Annotated in this window: 17 protein-coding genes; 12 read left to right on the top strand and 5 right to left on the bottom strand. The window is 63.2% G+C overall.

From position 1 onward, the window contains the following. Positions 1-99: 99 nt before the first annotated feature. The gene (locus tag DBIPINDM_RS23530; protein ID WP_258581460.1) at positions 100-2,301 is read right to left on the bottom strand and encodes a caspase family protein; all 2,202 of its coding nucleotides are present in this window, start codon (positions 2,299-2,301) and stop codon (positions 100-102) included. A 230-nt stretch (positions 2,302-2,531) separates the two neighbouring features. On the opposite strand from DBIPINDM_RS23530, the gene DBIPINDM_RS23535 reads away from it, so the two are divergent. Further along, on the top strand, positions 2,532-2,936 hold the full coding sequence (locus DBIPINDM_RS23535; RefSeq protein ID WP_258581461.1) for a Fur family transcriptional regulator: 405 nt from the start codon (positions 2,532-2,534) through the stop codon (positions 2,934-2,936). Positions 2,937-2,964: 28 nt separating this feature from the next. Here the strand turns inward: DBIPINDM_RS23535 and DBIPINDM_RS23540 are convergent, their stop codons facing one another. Both DBIPINDM_RS23540 and polA read right to left on the bottom strand, forming a co-directional pair. Next, entirely contained in the window at positions 2,965-3,525 is a 561-nt protein-coding gene (locus DBIPINDM_RS23540) for a hypothetical protein (RefSeq protein ID WP_258581462.1), read from the bottom strand. After that, positions 3,525-6,488, bottom strand: coding sequence for a DNA polymerase I (gene polA, locus DBIPINDM_RS23545; RefSeq protein WP_258581463.1), 2,964 nt, complete (start codon positions 6,486-6,488; stop codon positions 3,525-3,527). The genes DBIPINDM_RS23540 and polA overlap by 1 nt, the downstream gene beginning before the upstream one ends. A gap of 421 nt (positions 6,489-6,909) precedes the next feature. On the opposite strand from polA, the gene DBIPINDM_RS23550 reads away from it, so the two are divergent. The 11 genes from DBIPINDM_RS23550 to DBIPINDM_RS23600 all read left to right on the top strand — a co-directional run bounded on the left by DBIPINDM_RS23550 (position 6,910) and on the right by DBIPINDM_RS23600 (position 17,033). After that, on the top strand, positions 6,910-8,295 hold the full coding sequence (locus DBIPINDM_RS23550; RefSeq protein ID WP_258581464.1) for a M20/M25/M40 family metallo-hydrolase: 1,386 nt from the start codon (positions 6,910-6,912) through the stop codon (positions 8,293-8,295). Between the two features lie 79 nt (positions 8,296-8,374). Beyond that, positions 8,375-8,995 carry a ribonuclease D gene (locus DBIPINDM_RS23555; RefSeq protein ID WP_258581465.1) on the top strand — a complete coding sequence of 207 codons (621 nt, stop codon included), beginning with the start codon at positions 8,375-8,377 and terminating at the stop codon, positions 8,993-8,995. 82 nt (positions 8,996-9,077) lie between these two features. Continuing rightward, the gene (locus DBIPINDM_RS23560; RefSeq protein ID WP_258581466.1) at positions 9,078-9,281 is read left to right on the top strand and encodes a hypothetical protein; all 204 of its coding nucleotides are present in this window, start codon (positions 9,078-9,080) and stop codon (positions 9,279-9,281) included. A gap of 110 nt (positions 9,282-9,391) precedes the next feature. Then, on the top strand, positions 9,392-9,646 hold the full coding sequence (locus tag DBIPINDM_RS23565; protein WP_095199549.1) for a GlsB/YeaQ/YmgE family stress response membrane protein: 255 nt from the start codon (positions 9,392-9,394) through the stop codon (positions 9,644-9,646). A 25-nt stretch (positions 9,647-9,671) separates the two neighbouring features. Next, positions 9,672-9,818 carry a hypothetical protein gene (locus DBIPINDM_RS23570; RefSeq protein WP_027031097.1) on the top strand — a complete coding sequence of 49 codons (147 nt, stop codon included), beginning with the start codon at positions 9,672-9,674 and terminating at the stop codon, positions 9,816-9,818. Positions 9,819-9,851: 33 nt separating this feature from the next. Next, positions 9,852-10,766 carry a hypothetical protein gene (locus DBIPINDM_RS23575; RefSeq protein WP_258581467.1) on the top strand — a complete coding sequence of 305 codons (915 nt, stop codon included), beginning with the start codon at positions 9,852-9,854 and terminating at the stop codon, positions 10,764-10,766. 47 nt (positions 10,767-10,813) lie between these two features. Then, positions 10,814-12,781 carry an acyltransferase family protein gene (locus DBIPINDM_RS23580; protein ID WP_258581468.1) on the top strand — a complete coding sequence of 656 codons (1,968 nt, stop codon included), beginning with the start codon at positions 10,814-10,816 and terminating at the stop codon, positions 12,779-12,781. A gap of 159 nt (positions 12,782-12,940) precedes the next feature. Further along, the gene (locus DBIPINDM_RS23585) at positions 12,941-13,099 is read left to right on the top strand and encodes a hypothetical protein (RefSeq protein WP_258581469.1); all 159 of its coding nucleotides are present in this window, start codon (positions 12,941-12,943) and stop codon (positions 13,097-13,099) included. Between the two features lie 75 nt (positions 13,100-13,174). Continuing rightward, positions 13,175-13,558, top strand: coding sequence for a hypothetical protein (locus tag DBIPINDM_RS23590; protein WP_258581470.1), 384 nt, complete (start codon positions 13,175-13,177; stop codon positions 13,556-13,558). Positions 13,559-13,921: 363 nt separating this feature from the next. Continuing rightward, entirely contained in the window at positions 13,922-16,201 is a 2,280-nt protein-coding gene (locus DBIPINDM_RS23595) for a transglycosylase domain-containing protein (RefSeq protein WP_258581471.1), read from the top strand. Between the two features lie 79 nt (positions 16,202-16,280). Beyond that, complete coding sequence (locus DBIPINDM_RS23600) at positions 16,281-17,033, top strand: SDR family NAD(P)-dependent oxidoreductase (RefSeq protein ID WP_258581472.1); 753 nt, start codon at positions 16,281-16,283, stop codon at positions 17,031-17,033. A gap of 12 nt (positions 17,034-17,045) precedes the next feature. Here the strand turns inward: DBIPINDM_RS23600 and DBIPINDM_RS23605 are convergent, their stop codons facing one another. Further along, positions 17,046-18,230: an MFS transporter gene (locus tag DBIPINDM_RS23605; protein WP_258581473.1), complete on the bottom strand. Its 1,185-nt coding sequence runs from the start codon at positions 18,228-18,230 to the stop codon at positions 17,046-17,048. 121 nt (positions 18,231-18,351) lie between these two features. Beyond that, entirely contained in the window at positions 18,352-19,272 is a 921-nt protein-coding gene (locus DBIPINDM_RS23610; protein ID WP_258581474.1) for a zinc-binding dehydrogenase, read from the bottom strand. Between the last annotated feature and the right edge of the window lie 153 nt (positions 19,273-19,425).

Raw genomic sequence — 19,425 nt, forward strand, 5'->3', positions numbered from 1 at the left:
ATCAGCCGCTGGGTCCTTGGCTGCGGCTGGGGATGTTCTCATATCGCGCCAATCGCGCAAGAGCCGGTTGTACCAGGCCGTGTGGCCCTGCGCCGGAACTCAGGCGCGCGGCACCGTCTCCATCGGGAAGATCATCACCGCACCCTTGGGGCCGCTCTTGTCGGCAAGCCGCATGACCGAGCGGGTCGGCGGCGCCGCGCCGATATCGGCGAGCATGTCGGAGAAGCTGGCGGGGCCGAGCCCGCGCGTCATCGACGCGACGCCGTCCTGCGCCAGGAAACTCAGATCCTCCTTCTCGCTCTCCGGCGGCGCCTCGGTCAGCACCGCGATCATCCGCTCCATGCCGAAGCTGGTGTCGGTGAAGGCGAGCAGCCCTTCCTCCAGGGTGGCCTGTGGCGCCAGGCGCTCGGCAACGATGTGGGTGATCGAATAGTCGCTGCCGACATAGAGCACGTTGATATCGACGAGCTGGTCCGAGCTGTTCTTGGCCAGCACATGCACTTCGTCGCCTGGCGAGACGCGCGGCACCACCGAGGCCTGCAAGGGCTCGAGTCCATCCTTGTCGCGGCGCTTGACCTGGAACTGGACGTCGACATCCTCGGGCTTGTAGTCGGAGGCCGCCGCCAGCCGCGACAGCCCGGTGGCGCGGAAGATGGTGCGCAAATTCCTGGTCGTGGCGTCGACCAGCTTCTGGCGGTCGTCCGGATGGATGATGATCAGCGGCGGCTTGCTGCCGTCCTTCAAGGTCACGTCGCCCGACGCCGGCAGGAACCACAGCGCCGGCTTGTCGGTGGCGTCCCCGGCGGCGCCTGCAATCGCATTCTCGCGCATCACCGCGAAGCGCAGCTCGGCGCTTTTGCCTGGGTCGACCAGCTCGATGTTGAAGCCGGTCTCCTTGGCCGCGGCCAGTTCGTCGAGAATCGAATTGACCAGTTCGGTTTCCTTCTCCAGTCCGTTGGTCGCGGCCGGCCGCGCCACGGCAAGCTTGTAGTCGACGGCGATCTCCGCCGCCCGCGCATAGGCGTTGGCGGGAATGTCGGTGAGCTTGAGTGCCGGCTTCTTCTCGAACTCGACCGGTTTGACATGGCTCTCCAGGTTTTTGGCCGACTCCACTTCGAGATAGCCGACCGCGTCGGACAGCGACGACAGCGCCGACGGCAGGATAGCGAGCTTGCTGCCCGGCGTCAGGCGATGCAGCAGGCCGGCGCCGATCGTCGCCTCGCCGTCCTTGATGACGATGGGCCACTGCATGACGGCGTCGGTCTTGTCGGTGCCGAAGACGCGCGCGTCGAGTTCGCCCTCGAACAGCGGTGTCGGCCGGGTGCGGCTGTCGGCCGAATATTGCTGCAGCACGGCCTGGCCAAGCTGGCGATAGGTGACGTTGGGATTTTCCGCCAGTTTCGACAAGATGGTGAAGGTGAACAGGCCGAAGCGTGGCGCATCCGTCGTGCCCTTGGGCAGCGGCATCTCCGGCGTCGTCTCCACCGTCTGCGCGGCATAGAAGGCGACCAGCTTGCCCTTGGTGATCGGCTCGCCACCGGTTGGCGTCAGGTTGAAGGCGGGTTTGCGCGCGCCATTCTCGTCGAGGCCGCGCGAGGCGCTAGCGACGGTGTTCGCGTAAGTCTTGATGGCTGCAGCCCTGGCGGCCTCGTCGCCGCCGACCAGATCAGCGAACTCGATCTTGCGCTCGAATTCGTCGTCGACTTCCACGGCACGCGTCATTGTACCGGAATGGCAACAGTCGAAAACGGCCCAGATGAAGGCACCCTTATTGCGGATGGCATCGAACGCATCGCCAATTTCATTGTCGACCAGCGCATTCGGTACGCCGGCGTCGCGGTTGATCCATTTGTCGATGTCGACGGGCAGGAAGATCTCGTCGAGTCCGTCGGTCTCGTCGCCCTTGACCATTTCCGGCTGCTGGGCGCCGTGGCCGGAGAGATGCAGATAGACGAAATCGTCGCGCTGAACCTTGGCGGCAAGGTCGGCGAGCGCCGCCTTGATCGCCGCATGGGTCGGCAAGCCTTTGGCGCCGGGCACATCCTTGGCGAGCAGCGTGACGTTTTCGGGCGCGAACCGCACCGGGTCGGGCACGTTCTTCAACAGATACTCGTGCACCAGGCCGGCATCGTTCTTCGGCCCGATCAGCCAGTTCCTCTGCGGCAGGGCAGGGTATTCGGTGCAACCGACCAGCAGCGCATGATAGGTGCGCGATGCCGCCAGCGCGCGAAACGAGACCGTACTGGCGGCCATCAGCGCGGACGTGCCGACAAGCAGCGTCCGGCGTGTCAATTTGATCATATCGCTTCCCCAAGCCCGATCGAATTTCCCAAGCGAAACCACCCTCGTCGAGGATTTTGTCAGTATTTTGAATGTCGCTCCGCCATCAAATGTGCCCGCACGTGATCGATTGGCCCGGGACAACAACAGAAGAGTAGCAAAGACGGCGGTTCGTCGCTATCTGAATGGAATCAGGCCGTTTGCATGGGCAAACAGCCCTGGGATGGCGCAGGACAAGTTGGAACCGGACCATGGCGGCAAGGGATGTGCTGACGAAAAACCAGGTGTGCGTGCTCGAGAAGCTCGAGGCCGCCAGCGGGCCGCTCAGCGCCTACACCTTGCTTGACCAGTTGCGCGAACGCGGCTTCCGCGCCCCGCTGCAAGTCTATCGCGCGCTCGACACGCTGGTGAAATCCGGCTTCGTGCACCGGCTGGAAAGCATCAACTCCTTCGTCGCCTGCGCCGAGCCGCACGACCACAGCCATTCGATGACCGCCTTCGCCATCTGCGACACCTGCGGCCAGGTGACCGAAATGTCGGATCACGATGTCGACCACCGGCTGAACGAATGGGTTCATTCGACCGGCTTCGCCGCCAAGAAGGCGGTGATCGAATTCCGCGGGACGTGTGCGAAGTGCCGGGCCGAAGCGGCATGACGTTCTTCGTCAAACGCCTCGGAGAAGATCAAAACGGGGCTGTCGGATAGCCGAGATGCATATTGGCCCAAGTGGCGTGCGCGAGATGGATATTGGCAGTTATAATTGCCAGGACGACGCCTTCGTCATCTTCATCTAGGTAATGGTCGGACTTCACTGTTATCCCACCTATCAGCGAGTCGTCTTCCAAAAGGACGTATCTAACTGTTCCGTCCGACTCTCGCGTTTCTCCCACTTGCTGTGGAGCTCGTAGCGCGTCAATTAAGGTCTTTACTCTGTTGTCTAGGTCAACGTTTCCGAGTACGGGGTTGTATTGCCTGACGCCTCTCAAAACCCTGATGTAAAGAGAGCAACGAGTTTTCATTTTAGATGTAACAAACGGAACATATCGCGAGTTTGCTATCTCGATGCCGATATTTGGGTGTAAATTTTCTGTTTCTTGGCTTGCATATTTCTCTACATAGCCGAACTCGTCCGTGGCGCTAAGCTTATGTAATTGCTTGTGAAAAGATTTTCTGAGTCGCCACACATCGCTCTGTTTTCTTGCATTGCCTTGCACAGGACCCTTGTAGGTTAGGGTAATATGCATCAATGCGCCTCGTCCCAGTTGTTCGCGGCTCGCGCATCGACGTGCAGCGGCACCGACATGGATACCGCCGGCATCGCCGCGTTCTCCATGACGTGGCGCACGACGGGGATCGTCGCTTCGACTTCGGCCTCGACCGTTTCGAAGATCAGTTCGTCATGCACCTGCAGGAGCATGCGGGCCGACAGTTTCGCCTTGTCCAGCGCCTCCTCCATGCGCACCATGGCGCGACGGATGATGTCGGCGGCGGTGCCTTGCAGGCGGGCGTTGATCGAGGCGCGTTCGTTGAAGGCGCGGAGCGAGGGATTGGACGATCTTATATCGGGATAATGGATGCGGCGGCCGAAGATCGTTTCGACGAAGCCGTGCTCGCGGGCATAGGCCTTGGTCTCCTCGATATAGTCGCGGATGCCGGGGAAGCGCTCGAAGTATTTCTTGATGTAGTTGCTGGCCTCCTCGCGCGGGATCGACAGCTGGTTGGCGAGGCCGAAGGCCGAGATGCCATAGATGATGCCGAAATTGATTGCCTTGGCGCGACGGCGTATTTCCGAGGGCATGCCCTCCACGGGCACGTTGAACATTTCCGACGCGGTGATGGCATGGATGTCGGCGCCGTCGGCGAAAGCCTGCCGCAATTGTGGGATTTCGGCGACATGGGCGAGCACGCGCAGTTCGATCTGGCTGTAGTCGGCCGAGACCAGCCGGTTGCCCTTGTCGGCGATGAAGGCGGTCCTGATCTTGCGTCCTTCGGACGTGCGCACCGGAATGTTCTGCAGGTTCGGGTCGGAGGATGACAGACGTCCCGTCGTCGTCGCGGCGAGCGCGTAGGACGTGTGGACGCGCCTGGTGTCCGGATGGATGAAGCCGGGCAGCGCATCGGTATAGGTCGATTTCAGCTTGGTCAGCTGGCGCCAGTCGACGATCTTGCGCGGCAGTTCGTGGCCTTCGGCGGCAAGATCTTCCAGCAGCTGCGCCGATGTCGACCATTGCCCGGTCTTGGTTTTCGAACCACCGGGCAGGCCCATGCGGCCGAACAAGATATCGCCGAGCTGCTTGGGCGAGCCGATGTTGATGCGCTCGCCGATGAGCTGGTAGATTTCCTCTTCGAGCCGGGCAGCACCTTGCGCCAGTTCGCCCGACAGCCTGGACAGGATCTGCCGGTCGACGGAGATGCCGCGCTGTTCCATGCGCGCCAGCACCGGCACCAGCGGCCGTTCGAGACGCTCATAGACCGACACCAGCCCCTTGGCGGCAAGCCGGGGCTTCAGCACCAGCCAGAGCCGCAGCGTCACATCGGCGTCTTCGGCGGCATGGGTGGTCGCTCTGTCGATGTCGACCTGATCGAAACCGACAGAGCTTTTGCCGGAGCCGGTCACATCCTTGAGCTGGAGCGGGGTATGGCCTAGCCATTTCTCGGCCAGCGCATCCATGCCGTGACCATGCGGGGTGCCGGCATCGAGCACGTAGGAGATCAGCATCGTGTCGTCGAACGGCGCGACATCGATGCCGTAGCGGCTCATGATGACCAGATCGTATTTCAGGTTCTGCGCGATCTTGAGGACCGATTTGTCCTCGAGCAGCGGTTTCAGCACCGCCAGCGCCTCGCGAAGCGGGATCTGGTTTTCGAGCGCGCCGCCGCCGAGCAGGTCACCATTGCCACTCTTGTGGGCGAAGGGAATGTAGCCGGCGCGGCCGGGCGCCGTGGCTATCGCCATGCCGATCAGTTCGGCCTGCATCGGATCGCCCGATGTCGCCCTGACGTCGAAGGCGGTGACACCAGCCTCCCGCGCTTCGGCGACCCAGGCTTTCAGTGTCGCGATATCGCGAATGCATTGATAGGCCGACGTGTCGATCTTGCGGATGGCCGCGCGCTCCAGCCGCAACGCTGAGAGCAGCGAAGGGGTATCGCCTTGCTTCGCGGTGTCCGTCGTCGGTGTGGCGGTTGCCGCTCCGTTGGCCTGGCCAGGCTCGGTACCGCCCCGGGCAACAACTGGCGCCCCGGCGCCGACGTCAGGGCCATGCGCATTGTCGGCGCGTTCCACGGTCACCGCGACAGCCTGGACGTCGCCGGCCTCGGTGCTGGTCGCTTCCGCCACGCGGCGGGTCAGCGAGGTGAATTCCATGGTCTTGAGGAAGCCGATCAGCTTCGGCCCGTCCGGGGCATGCAGGACGAAATCGTCCAGCCCGTCGGCTACCGGCACGTCGTTCTTCAGCGTCACCAGCTGGCGCGAGATCAGCGCCTTGTCGGTGTTGGCGATGATCGATTCGCGCCTCTTGTCCTGCTTGATCTCGCCGGCGCGGGCCAGCAGCCCGTCGAGGTCGCCGAACTGCTCCAGCAGTTGCGCCGCCGTCTTCGGGCCGATGCCGGGCACGCCAGGCACATTGTCGACCGAATCGCCGGTCAGTGCCTGCAGGTCGACCATCTTTTCCGGCGGCACGCCCCATTTCTCGATGACTTCGGGGATGCCGATCTGACGGTCCTTCATCGGGTCGTACATGCCGACCGTGGCGCCGACCAGTTGCATCAAATCCTTGTCAGAGGAGATGATGGTGGTGTCGCCGCCGGCCTCGCAGGCCAGCTTGGCATAAGTGGCGATGAGGTCGTCGGCTTCATAACCTTCGATCTCGATGCACGGCAGGTTGAACGCCTTGGTTGCCTGCCGGATAAGGCCGAATTGCGGGATCAGGTCCTCCGGCGGCGCGGAACGGTTGGCCTTGTATTCGGGGTAGAGGTCGTTGCGGAAGGTTTTCGAGGAATAGTCGAAAATGACCGCGAAATGCGTCGGCACAATGCCTACATCGGTGTTGCGGGCATCCTGCATCAGCTTCCACAGCATGTTGCAGAAACCGGAAACGGCACCGACCGGCAGGCCGTCGGATTTGCGCGTCAGCGGCGGCAGTGCGTGGTAGGCCCGGAAGATGTAGCCGGAACCGTCGACAAGGAAGAGATGATCGCCTTTTTTCATGCCGGCAGGGATAGCGCGGCGCGATGGCTTGGTCCATGCCAAAGACACCGTCAGGTATCGGTTCCGTCAACACCCTGACAGATCGGGGTTATACAGGCCCGCTCACGGGCACGTTACAAAAGTGTAACGTTGATGCCCTTGAATCGCCACGTTCAGAGACCCAAATAAACGTCATCGGCAGTTTTCGCCGAGTCCGGAGCAAGGCCCGTCCCCCGCCTATCCCGGACAACTGCGGCAGCCTATCCCCCCTCTCCGGGCTGCCGCATCGTTTCGAGTACAAGGCCGCCGTGGTTCCCCCTCCACCACGGCGGTCTTTTTTTGGCCCGCGGCAGCCGACTGGCGCCGTGGTCCAATGATCCCGGGCTTTTCGTTTCGCTGCTCTGCCTTTACGGTTCCGGCTCTGAATCGAAAGGCTTGCCAAATGTCCGCAGTTTCCCCCGTCCTCGACCGTCTCGACAAGAATCTCGACCAGAGCCTGGAGCGGCTGTTCGGCCTGCTCAGGATCAAGTCGATCTCCACCGATCCGGCCTATGCCGCCGACTGCCGCAAGGCGGCGGAATGGCTGGTGGCGGAACTCAAGCTGATCGGCTTCGATGCCAGCGTGCGCGACACGCCAGGCCACCCGATGGTGGTGGCGCATCATGAGGGGCCGGCCGGCGCGCCGCATGTGCTGTTCTATGGCCATTACGACGTGCAGCCGGTCGACCCGATCGAATTGTGGGAAAGCGATCCGTTCGCGCCTGCCATCAAGGAGGTCGGGCCCGACCACAAGGTCATCACCGGGCGCGGCTCGGCCGACGACAAGGGCCAGCTGATGACCTTTGTCGAGGCTTGCCGCGCCTGGAAGCAGGTGCATGGCAATCTGCCATGCCGCGTCACCATCCTGTTCGAGGGCGAGGAGGAGTCCGGTTCGCCGTCGCTGAAACCATTCCTCGAGGCCAATGCCGACGAGCTCAAGGCCGACTTCGCGCTGGTTTGCGATACCGGCATGTGGGACCGCGACACGCCATCGATCTGCGTCGGGCTGCGCGGGCTGGTCGGCGAGGAGATCACGGTGAAGGCCGCCGACCGCGACCTGCATTCGGGCCTCTATGGCGGTGCCGCCGCCAACCCGATCCGCATCCTGGCCAAGGTGCTCGCCGACATCCACGACAAGGATGGCCACATCACCATCCCCGGCTTCTATGACGGCGTCGAGGAAACGCCGACGCAGGTGCTGAAATCCTGGGAGACGCTGGGCGAGACGGCCGAGACCTTCCTCGGGCCTGTCGGCCTGTCGATCCCGTCCGGCGAAAAGGGCCGTTCGGTGCTGGAACTCACCTGGGCGCGGCCGACCGCCGAGTTCAACGGCATCATCGGCGGCTATACCGGCAAGGGGTTCAAGACGGTGATCGCGGCGGAAGCATCGGCGAAAGTCTCGTTCCGCCTTGTCCACAAGCAGGATCCCAAGAAAATCCGAGCCGCCTTCCAGAAATTCGTCAGGGAGCGCATCCCGGCCGACTGTTCGGTCGAATTCCACCCGCATGGCGGCTCGCCGGCAATCCAGCTGTCCTATGATTCACCATTCCTGGCCAAGGCCAAGAACGCGCTGTCGGACGAATGGCCGAAGCCGGCGGTGACGACCGGCAGCGGCGGCTCGATCCCCGTGGTCGGCGACTTCCAGACCTATCTCGGCATGGAATCGCTGCTGGTCGGCTTCGGCCTCGACGACGACCGCATCCACTCGCCCAACGAGAAATACGAACTCTCGTCCTTCCATAAGGGCCAGCGCTCCTGGGCGCGTATTCTTGATGCACTGACGCGCTAAAGGAGCGTGAGAATCAACTTTATGTTGATTTTTCACCGGATCGCGGCGAGGACGGGGAACGCCGCGACCGGAGAAGACAATGGCCGATATCCGTTTCCACAAGCATGATCTGCCCGACCTTTCGCATTACAATGTCGAGGCGGTGGCCATCGACACCGAGACGCTGGGTCTGAACCCACATCGCGACCGGTTGTGCGTGGTGCAGATTTCGCCGGGCGACGGCAGTGCCGACGTCATTCAGATCGCACCCGGACAGAAGAAGGCGCCGAACCTCGTCAGCCTGCTGAAGAACCGCAACGTGACGAAGCTCTTCCATTTCGGCCGGTTTGACCTGGCCGTGCTTTACAACGCGTTTGGGGTGATGCCCGAACCGGTGTTCTGCACCAAGATCGCCTCGCGGTTGACCCGCACTTACACCGACCGGCACGGGCTGAAGGATATCTGCTTCGAGCTTCTCGGCGTCGGCCTGTCCAAGGCGCAGCAATCGTCGGACTGGGCGGCCGAGACGCTGTCGCCCGAGCAGCTCGAATATGCCGCCTCCGATGTGCTCTATTTGCACCGGCTGCGCGATGTGCTGGCCGGGCGGCTGGCGCGCGAGGGGCGGACCAAGGAAGCCGATGCCTGCTTCCGCTTCCTGCCGACACGGGCCAAGCTTGACCTGATGGGCTGGGACGAAGAGGATATCTTCGCTCACAGCTGACGGCCCTGCCGACGGTCTGCTGAGGTAGCCGATTGGAACCAGATGCAAGCCGTAGCGTTTTGTCGGCTCAATGGGGTATGATATGGCAGACCGGAAGCCGATATCGACAGCGCCGACCGACGGCTCCAAGGTTTCTGTTATGTGGAAAGACAGCGACGGCGTCGTCAACGAATCCATCGCGCAATATCGCGATGGCGGCTGGTGGGTCTATACCGACAGCAATACGCAAAAGAAGGTCGAGCCGACCAGCTGGCGGCCCACTGCCGGTGACGATGACGACCAGTGAGCGCGAAGCTGGCGAGGCCAGCTGCTTTCGAATAGCTTGAAGTCGTTGATATCGAGGCCGATTCGGGGCCTTCCGCTCCGCGATCGCGCTTTTGCTCGGAGGAAATCGTTATGGGTGTCGAAAGCCTTCTCGTCTTCATCATCATTGGTGCCATCGCCGGCTGGCTTGCCGGTCTCATCGTTTCTGGTTTCGGCTTCGGCCTGATCGGCAACATCATCGTCGGCATCGTCGGCGCGTTTATCGCCGGCTGGCTGTTGCCGCGGATCGGCTTTTCCATCGGCGGCGGCATTCTCGCTTCCATCATCCACGCCACGATCGGCGCCATCATCCTTCTGGTGCTGGTCAAGGTCCTGAAGCGAGCGTGAGGCTCGATATCGGAAAGAGCGCGCCATGAAGCAGAACACACTCTATCTCCTCATTGGCGCGCTCGTCGTCGTGGTCATCGCGCTTGGCGCCTATGTCTACCGCGAGCAGACGAAGCCGAAAGGTGTCGAGCTCAAGATCGACGACAAGGGCATTTCGATCCAGCAGAACTGAGCCTGCCGTCTATTGGGGGTGCAGGAGCGTGGCATGGCGGCTTCTGATGCGCCGGAAGGCGTTGATCAGCCCGAGATCACCGTTGCGCAATGGGAGAGGCTGAACAAGCCGCCAAGAGGTAAGGCGCTTTTGCGCTATCATTGGCGGGCTTTTCGCTTCCTGAGGACCACCGCGCCGATCAGTGAACTGCAGGGGCAAGAGCACGCCTTGCGCGATGCAATCGTCGCCACCGTGGCCTTCAATCGGCCCGACGTGATCGAATGGCAAATCCACCTCGTTCGCCGGTATCTGGCCGAGAAAGACGGCTACATCGTCTTCGACAACAGCAACAAGGCCGACAAGAGGGAAGCGATCCGCGACCTCTGCCATCGCCAGCGCGTCCCCTATGTCGGGCTACCGAGGAACAGGCTTTTCGTCAGCGCCTCGCATGGCCAGGCATTGAACTGGATCGCGCGCAATTTTGTGGCCAGGTTCAGGCCGAAGATTTTCGGCTTCATCGACCATGACATCTTTCCGACCGGACCGTGTTCAATCCGTGACCGCATGCAGGGCAAGGCAATCTACGGCAGAGCGCGGCGCGATACGCCGACGCCAGGCGGCTGGTTCCTTTGGCCCGGTTTCTGCTTCTTCGACGGCAGCCTGCCGGTGCGCCGCCTGGACTTCGGCCCGAGCTACAGGTTCCACATGGATTCCGGCGGTGGTAACTGGCCGGTGCTTTACCGGTCGATCGATCCGGCGCTGGTCCGGTTCGCTGGAAGCGAGCGGCTTCGCTTCGGCGCGGGAGATGACGAGCACGAGGACTTTTTCACATCGATCGACGGCTGGCTGCATGTCGCCAACGCCTCGCACTGGCGACAACAGAAGGTTGACAGGCGCGGACAACTTGTCGCCTTGTTGCGGCAGGCTGGGGGTCCTGATCAGCCGGATGTGACGTTCGAGCCGATCTGAACAGATCGGGTTCGGAACGTCGCTTGATTTCCAGATGGCGGGCAGCCTTGATCGATAAAAGCGAGGAGCATGGCTGGCGCCCCGAAATCCAGGGGCTGCGCGGCGTCGCCGTCGCTCTCGTGGTGTTTTTTCATCTCTGGCCCACGGCGCTTCCGGGCGGCTATGTCGGGGTCGACGTGTTCTTCGTCATTTCGGGCTTTCTCATCACCGGCCTGCTTGCCCGCATGGCGACCGCCGGCGGCCACGCCTGGCTGATAACCTTCTATTCGCGACGGGTGCGGCGGCTGTTGCCGGCGGCGATCCTGGCCCTTCTCGTCACGCTCGCCGGTACGCTGGTCTTTCTGTCCAAGGCGCGATGGGAAGAGACGGCGATCCAGGTCGCTGCCAGCGCGCTCTATGTGCAGAACTGGCGGCTTGCCTTGCAGGCGGTCGACTATCTCGGGGCGGCGGAAGCGCCAAGCCCGGTGCAGCACTACTGGTCGCTATCGATCGAGGAGCAGTTCTATATCGTCTGGCCGGTGCTGATGGCGGCGGCGATCTGGCTGGCGCGGCGCCTCGGGCGGCCCCCGAAAAACGTATTGCTGGTGGCACTGGCCCTTGTTTTTATCGGGTCTTTGGCCGCCTCTGTGGTCGTGACCCGGACTGACCCGGCCTGGGCCTATTTCGTCACCCATACGCGCCTGTGGGAACTGGCGCTGGGCGGGCTGCTGGCGCTGGCCGGCGAACGATTTGCGGCACCAGCGCCGTTACGCATTGCGATGACGGCGGCTGGCACCGGCGCGATCGTGGCTTCGGCGTTCCTGTTTTCCGCCTCGACACCGTTTCCAGGCCTTCACGCCTTGCTGCCGACACTGGGCGCCGTGCTGGTCATAGCGGCCGGGGATATCGGGCTTGGCCGGTTCCGCGGCCTCGATCTCGCGATCCTGCGCTATGTCGGCGACCGCTCCTATTCGATCTATCTCTGGCACTGGCCACTGATCGTCTTCTACACAGCACTTCGCCCGGCCGTCGGATTGCTTGCGGGCCTTGGACTGATCACGCTGACGCTCGCCATCTCAGAACTGTCATACCGCTATGTCGAACAGCGGTACCGCCGGCCACGGTCAGGCGCGGAATGGCACCCGCTGACCTATGGTTCGGCTGCAATTGCCGTTTGCGTCGCCGCGTCCGGCGGGCTTGGCTACGCACTCGACCGTCAAGGCGTCGACATCGGCCTGATCGGAACCCCTAGATATCCCGGGCCTGCCGCGCTGCTTGCCAATGCCGCGGTTCCGGGCGGTGTCGAGCTGCTGCCGCCGCTTGGCAAGCTGAAGCGCGACGTGCCGGTCGTCTACCGCCTGAAATGCCACCAGGAGCAGGACAGCACGGAGCCGGTAGGCTGCCAGCTTGGCGACCCCCAGGGGACCCGGACCATTGTCGTCACCGGCGATTCGCACGCGGCGCAATGGGTTCCCGCCATCGACAAGATCGCCAGGGACCACAAATGGAAACTGGTCACCTTCACCAAGGCGGCTTGCCCGTTCACCCGTGCCGCGGTGACGGAGAATGGCCAGCCGTATGAAGCCTGCGCGCAATGGCGCGACAATGTGCTGGCCGAGATCGGCAAGCTGCGGCCCGAGTTGATGTTCACCAGCCAGTCGCGCTATTCCGATACGCCGGAGCCGGCGATGATCGAAGGCCTGCGCAGCATCTGGAGCGAGTTGAACAAAGCCGGCGTGAAGATCATCGCCATCCGCAACACGCCCTTCGTCAAGTTCGATCCGGGCGACTGCCTGGCCGCCGACCCCGACAAATGCGTCACCGCGCGAAAGGAGGTGGAGGCAAGCAACGTCTTTGCGCTTGCCGCCGGGCCATTGCCTGATGTCCGTGTCGTCGACATGAACGATGCCTTGTGCGGCAAGGAAACGTGCGCCGCTGTCGTCGGCAACATCATCGTCTGGCGTGACTATCACCATATGACGGCGACCTACGCGCTGGCGCTGGCGCCCTATCTGGCGAAGGCGGCGGGCCTCTAACCGTTGAGGCCTGGGAATCCCCGCATTGCGCTTGACCGTCGAGGGCGCGATCGGGCTTAGTCGGCAACATCAAAGCGGGGCAAACAGTTGTCAATGGACCGGGAGCGGTTGGACACTTCTCGACCCCTTCCATCGTTCGATCTCTTGGGCGGGTCGCAAATGATCCCCGCGATCGCCTTCACGGCCAGCGAAGGGGTGCGGGCGGCGCTTTCGGCGATCGGACGCACCGAAGATCTGCGCTTTTCACCGGACAATCGATTGCTGGCAATCGCCGGCTATGCGCGCAAGCGCGATCACCCCGACATGGAATTAGAATGACGGACCGACGCTTCGGCGCTATGATATCGGCATAGGGCGTTTGGGGCCAACCAACCTAACCAATAGGAGGTTGCCATGAAGCACCAAACACTGGACCAACTGCATGCAGTGGCCGAGGTCAGCACTACACAGCCGGTAATGAGCCGAACCCAGCGTCTCGTGCGTTGGGCCGAACTTCTTGAACGTGAGCCCAGCCGGCTCTTGACCGCGCTTGCCGGGACCGAATACCGGGCGCCGGCCGAGCGCGATGTCATGCGAGGCGATGGCTCACCAATAGCGGTTGCCTTCACGGACCCCATTTTGCACGACGAGGGTCTGAAGGACGACAGTTATGGCGAAGCCAAGCGCTTCTTCGAGCTGTCCGACCACCAACTGCATGAAATTGTCTGCTACTGCCATGTCGGCGAGGTGATGCAATCGTCCAGGGCAGCGCTCTCGGTTCGTGCGGCGATCGGCTGACGCATGTCCACCAGATGATTATCTGGGGCTGGGATGATTAGGGCGCGGTCGAACGCGAAGTTGCACCATTTGCGATCGCGCCCTAACGAGGAACATGATGCCGCTGCCTGCTAGCGGGTTGTTCGCTGGCAGCGCTTGGCCTTGGCGTCCTGGCAAATTGCCACGGTTCCTATTGCTCTGTCCCGGATGCCGCGATCAGCTTGCCAGCGCCCAAATCAGGAACCTTGAACGGCGTGGCAACGGGTTGGCTGCCAAGCATTTGATTATCAATCGCTTTGAATTTTTCCGACTTAACCCGCCTTTAAACCGCCGCATCTACTCTTCAACCCGAGCGCCATAGGCATCGGGATATCAAGCGCAGGCATGGCGAACCGCAGAGACAGCCGCATCGAGCCCAGTTTCGAGGGACCGCCACAGGCGCGATCCCAGCCGGGCCTTTCGGTGAGCGAGGAGGACCGCGTCGTGCCGAGCAACCGCAAAGCCTCCGCAAAGCGCAAATCGGCGAAGGCGAAATCGTCGCGCGGCGGGCGTGGCAGAAGCCGGCGCGGCCTGTTCGGCGTGCTCGGCCGGCTGTTCTACTGGTGCTTCGTGCTCGCCATCTGGGGCGGCATCGCGGTGGCGGGCGTCGTCATCTACTACGGCGCCAAGATGCCGGCGGCCACGACCTGGTCGATCCCCGACCGCGCCCCCAACATCAAGATCGTCTCGGCCGATGGCCAGTTGCTCGCTAACAGGGGCATAAGCGGCGGCGAAGCGGTCGGCCTGCACGAAATGTCGCCTTACATTCCGGAAGCCGTCATCGCCATCGAGGACCGCCGGTTCTATTCGCATTTCGGCGTCGATCCGATCGGCTTGTCGCGCGCCATGGTGACCAATCTGCTTGGCGGGCATTTCTCGCAAGGTGGCTCGACGCTGACGCAGCAATTGGCCAAGAATCTGTTCCTGAAGCCCGACCGCACGCTGGAGCGCAAGGTGCAGGAGGTGCTTCTGGCGTTGTGGCTGGAGCACAAGCACACCAAGGACCAGATCCTCGAAATGTACCTCAATCGGGTCTATTTCGGCTCCGGCGCCTATGGTGTCGAGGCGGCGTCGCGACGTTATTTCGGCAAGAGCGCGCGCGATGTCACGCTGTCAGAGGCCGCCCTGCTTGCCGGCCTGTTGAAAGCGCCATCGAAGTTGTCGCCGGCACGTGATCCGAAAGCTGCCGAGGAGCGCTCGCAACTGGTGCTCGCCGCCATGCGCGATGAAGGCAAGATCAGCGACAAGGAATTCAAGACAGCACTCAGCGCTCCGGCGACGCGTTCGCCGTCCTACTGGACCGGCTCGGAAAACTACGTCGCCGACACCATCATGGAAGAACTGCCCGACCTGATCGGCGACGTGCGCGGCGACATCGTCATCGACTCTACTGTCGACCTGAACCTGCAGAAGCTTGCCGAACAGTCGATCCGCCGGCTGATCGATGAAAGCGGCAAGAAGCTCAACGTTACCCAGGGCGCGCTGGTGTCGATCGACGATTCCGGCGCGGTGCGCGCCATGGTCGGCGGCTACGACTATTCGACCAGCCAGTTCGACCGCGCCTCGGAAGCGCGCCGCCAGCCGGGGTCGGCATTCAAGCCGTTCGTCTATATGGCGGCACTCGAAGCAGGCCGTACGCCCGACAGCACGCGCAACGATGCGCCGATCAGGATCGGCAACTGGACACCCGACAATTACGGCGGAAAGTACTTTGGCAAGGTCACCCTGGCGACGGCGCTGGCTAAGTCGCTGAACTCGGTTGCCGCGCAATTGACCATGGAGGTCGGGCCGAACGCCGTCGTCGAGGCCGCGCACCGCATGGGCATCCAGTCCGATCTGCAGGCCAACACCTCGATCGCGCTCGGCACCTCGGAGGTGACGCCGCTGGAACTGACCTCGGCCTATGTTCCGTTCGCCAATGGCGGCTACAAGCCGGACATCCACTTCATCCGCCGGGTGACGACCGCGGAGGGCAAGGTGCTCTATGACAGCGGCGGCGGCAACGCGCCCCGCGTGGTCAAACCCGAGATCGTCGGCATGATGAACTCGATGATGATGGGCACGGTCGAATTCGGTTCGGCAAAGAAGGCGGCCTTTGCCTGGCCGTCGGCCGGCAAGACCGGCACCAGCCAGAATTCGCGCGATGCCTGGTTTGTCGGCTACACCGCCAATCTCACCACCGGCGTCTGGTTCGGCAATGATGACGGCACGGCGATGAAGAAGGTCACCGGCGGCGCGCTGCCGGCGCAGGCGTGGCACGAATTCATGGTCGCCGCCCATGAGGGTGTGCCGGTGCGGCCGCTGCCCGGCACCTGGAAATCGACGCCGGCCGATACGATCGTGCCCGACGACATACCTTCGGCCGACAACAACCAGCCGGCGCCGGTTCCTTCAGCGTCGGTTGGCCAGCAGGTGCCATCAGCGCAGGCAGCCGCGCCGGCGGCCCGAGCGCCAGCGCCAGCCCGCGTGGCGCGGCCTGCCCAGACCGTCGATGCCGATGGCTTCAACATGCCGGCGGATGACGGCACCACCGCCTCGGTTGGCCATCCGGTGCCTCCAGGCAATGTTGGCGGTCCGCTGAAGAAGAAGCAGACCTCGATCCTGGATATCCTGGGCGGCGGCTGACGCTGTCGCCTGAGAGGCGTCAATCCGCCTCTCGCCAGCGCCACAGTGTTCGGCTACACCTCCGGCCGGAGACTGCGACATGGCTGAACTCGACACCAGAAAAACCATCGTGCTGACCGGCGCCAGCCGCGGCATCGGCCACGCCACGGTCAAGCGTTTTTCGCGCGAGGGCTGGCGCGTCATCACCTGTTCGCGCCAGGCCTTTGCCGAGGATTGCCCGTGGCCTGCGGGCCCGGAGGACCACATCAAGGTCGATCTCGCCGACCAGGAAGATGTCGGCATCGCCGTCTCGGAAATCCGTCACCGGCTGGAAGCGCATGGCGGCCAGTTGCATGCGCTGGTCAACAATGCCGGCATTTCGCCAAAGCTCAAGGACGGCAACAGCCGCATGGACTCGATCGACACGCCGATGCATGTCTGGCGTGACGTGTTCCAGGTCAATTTCTTCGCGCCGATCATGCTGGCGCGCGGGCTGTTCAAGGAACTGGCGGCGGCCAAGGGTTCGATCGTCAACGTCACTTCGATCGCCGGCACCCGCGTGCATCCTTTCGCCGGCACCGCCTATGCAACTTCGAAGGCCGCACTTGGTTCGCTGACGCGTGAGATGGCGCATGATTTCGGCCCGCATGGCATCCGCGTCAACGCCATCGCGCCGGGCGAGATCGACACCGCGATCCTGTCGCCGGGCACGGAAAAGATCGTCGAGACGATCCCGCTGCGACGCCTCGGCACCACGGCCGAGGTCGCCGACATCATCTTCTTCCTGTGCTCGCAGCAGGCCTCCTATGTGACCGGCTCGGAAATCCACATCAATGGCGGCCAGCACGTTTAGATACTGGAGCGGTCAGATCGTCCTCGCCCGTCCCGCAAGGCTTCCCAGGACCGCCATCAGCAAGGCGGCGACGGCGCAGGCGCCCAGGGCCAGGCTCCAGTTCCCGGTTGCGTCATGGGCAAGACCAGCCAGCGGCGGGCCCGCGGCCGCCAGCGAATAGCCCAGGCATTGCGCCATTCCCGACAGCGCTGCCGCCTCTTGGCTGTGCGAAGCCCTCAGGCTGACGAAGGAGAGGCCCAGCATGAAGGCGGCACCGGCGCCGAAGCCGAACAGCGCGATCCAAAGTGCTGCAAGGGCCGGAAGCTGCCAGAGGCCGAGCAGCGAAAGGCATGTGGTCAGTGCCACGCCGATGGTCATGGCGCGCTGGTCCTCCATGCGCCTGACGGCGGTGCCGAGCAGCAGACCGGGGATCGCGATTGCCAATTGACACAGCCCATGCAGCGAGCCCGCGATCGCTGGGGGATAGCCCGCCTCCGCCAGGATCGAGGGCAACCATCCGACGATCACGTAGAAGACCAGCGAGGTGAGGCCGAGAAAGCCCGTCACCTGCCAGGCAAGAGCCGAGCGCCAGAGGTGTCCGCGGTCCTGTGTGGAAGATGCCGCTCGCTCCGGGGCGGCGGGCATTTGAAGCTGGGGCGCCCAGGCGATCAGGGCCGCGACGGGAAAGATCAGCGTGGCGGCAAGCGAGAGATGCCAGTTCGATCCCGGCAATTGAGCGAGCGGGATCGCCGCTGTCGATGTCAATGCCTGCGAAAGTCCGGACACGATGGCATAGAAGCCGGTCAGGCTGGCGACCCGGTTGGGAAAATCACGTTTCAGCAAGCTTGGTAGCAGGACGTTGGCGACAGCTATCCCTGCCCCAAGCGTGCCGGTGCCGACGAACAGCGCCCAGAGCGGGCCGGTCGAACGCAGGGCAATGCCGGTGGCAACAACAAGCATCGCTGCGAATAACGACCTTTCGATGCCGTATCGACGCGCCAGTCCGGCCGCGAAAGGCGAGATCGCCGCGAACGCCAGCAAGGGCAGGGTCGTCAGCAGTCCTGCCTCAGTGGCGCTGATGCCGCTGGTTTGCCGGATCATGCCGAGCATCGGCGCCACGCCGGTGATGGGCGCGCGAAGCGTCGATGCGATCAGCATGATGCCAAAGACGAGAAGCCCCTGGCCGCTCGATGTCCTGACAATTTCTCTTACCGTCATTGCAAGCTCCTGACCTGTTGTTGGCGCCTGGGCGCCTTGATTTGGGTGTTTCGGAAAATGAATATCGCCAGCCGTCTCCAGCCCGTGCCGGAGCGCCGGGTCGTCGACAGAAACGACCGGCTTATCCGGCTATGGTGAGGACAGCCTTGCCGCTGAAACTGCGCTGTCGCAGGGCGTCCAGGGCCTGGGCGATATCCGCCCACGGCAAGGTCAAGGCCACGCGGGTTTCCAGCCGACCGGCCGCGACCAGAGCGAGCAGCGATGCGATATCAGCGCCAATGCCTGAGCCGGATGTGTAGTAGGCGAAGGTCTGAAGCCTCGCGCCCTCATGACCCGGAACGAATTGGCGGAAGCCAACCGGCGTCAGCTCGCCACTGCTCGAACCGAACATGACGATGGTCCCGCCGGGTGCGACGCGTTCGATCGCATGGGCGAGGCTTTCGCCGCCGACCGACTCGGTGATCAGCGAAAACGGGCCCTCGGCCAGTTCGATCGCCTCGACCACCTGCCCGGCGCCGAGATCGCGGAGATCGTCGCCATGCCGGGCGGCGGCGATCGCGGCTACCGAGGCACCTTGCTCGCGGGCGATCTGGATCTGGAAACGGCCGACCGCACCGCTTGCGCCGGTGATCAGCACCTGCTGGCCGGCGAGGTCACCGCCATGGCGCAAGGTCCTGAGCGCCGTCGTGCCCGCGACCGGAAGCGTGGCCGCCGAGACGAAGCTGACCTCCTCCGGCAGGACAGCGAGACGCTCGGTCGGAACGGCGACACGTTCGGCCCAGCCGGCTTCGTCGACCAAAGCCACGACCCGGGTGCCAACGGCCGGTCCGGAGCCATCGGCTGCCGCCCGTTCGACGACCCCAACGACGTCCTGGCCGGGTATCCAGCCCTTAGGACGTATGCTGAGCAGGCGCAGTTCGCCACGGTTCAACGAGGTTGCGTGGACCGAGACCAGCGCTTCGTTCCCGAGGGGCCGGGGTTCCTCGACCTCGCAGATCGTCAGTCCGGTTGCGCCGTCGGGAGAGATGACTAGGGCGCGCATGGTTCATACCTCATTGCCGCATGGTGGACGCACAGCTCTTCGGGCAACCGAAGAAAGCGCAGCCGAGTTCCGCACGCTCCAGGGCTGCTCATTCACAGGCGGACCCTATCGATTTTCTCTCTTGAATAATTTAGATATCAGAGCAGATGATCG

The organism is Mesorhizobium sp. AR02 (assembly GCF_024746835.1).
Lineage (GTDB): Bacteria > Pseudomonadota > Alphaproteobacteria > Rhizobiales > Rhizobiaceae > Mesorhizobium.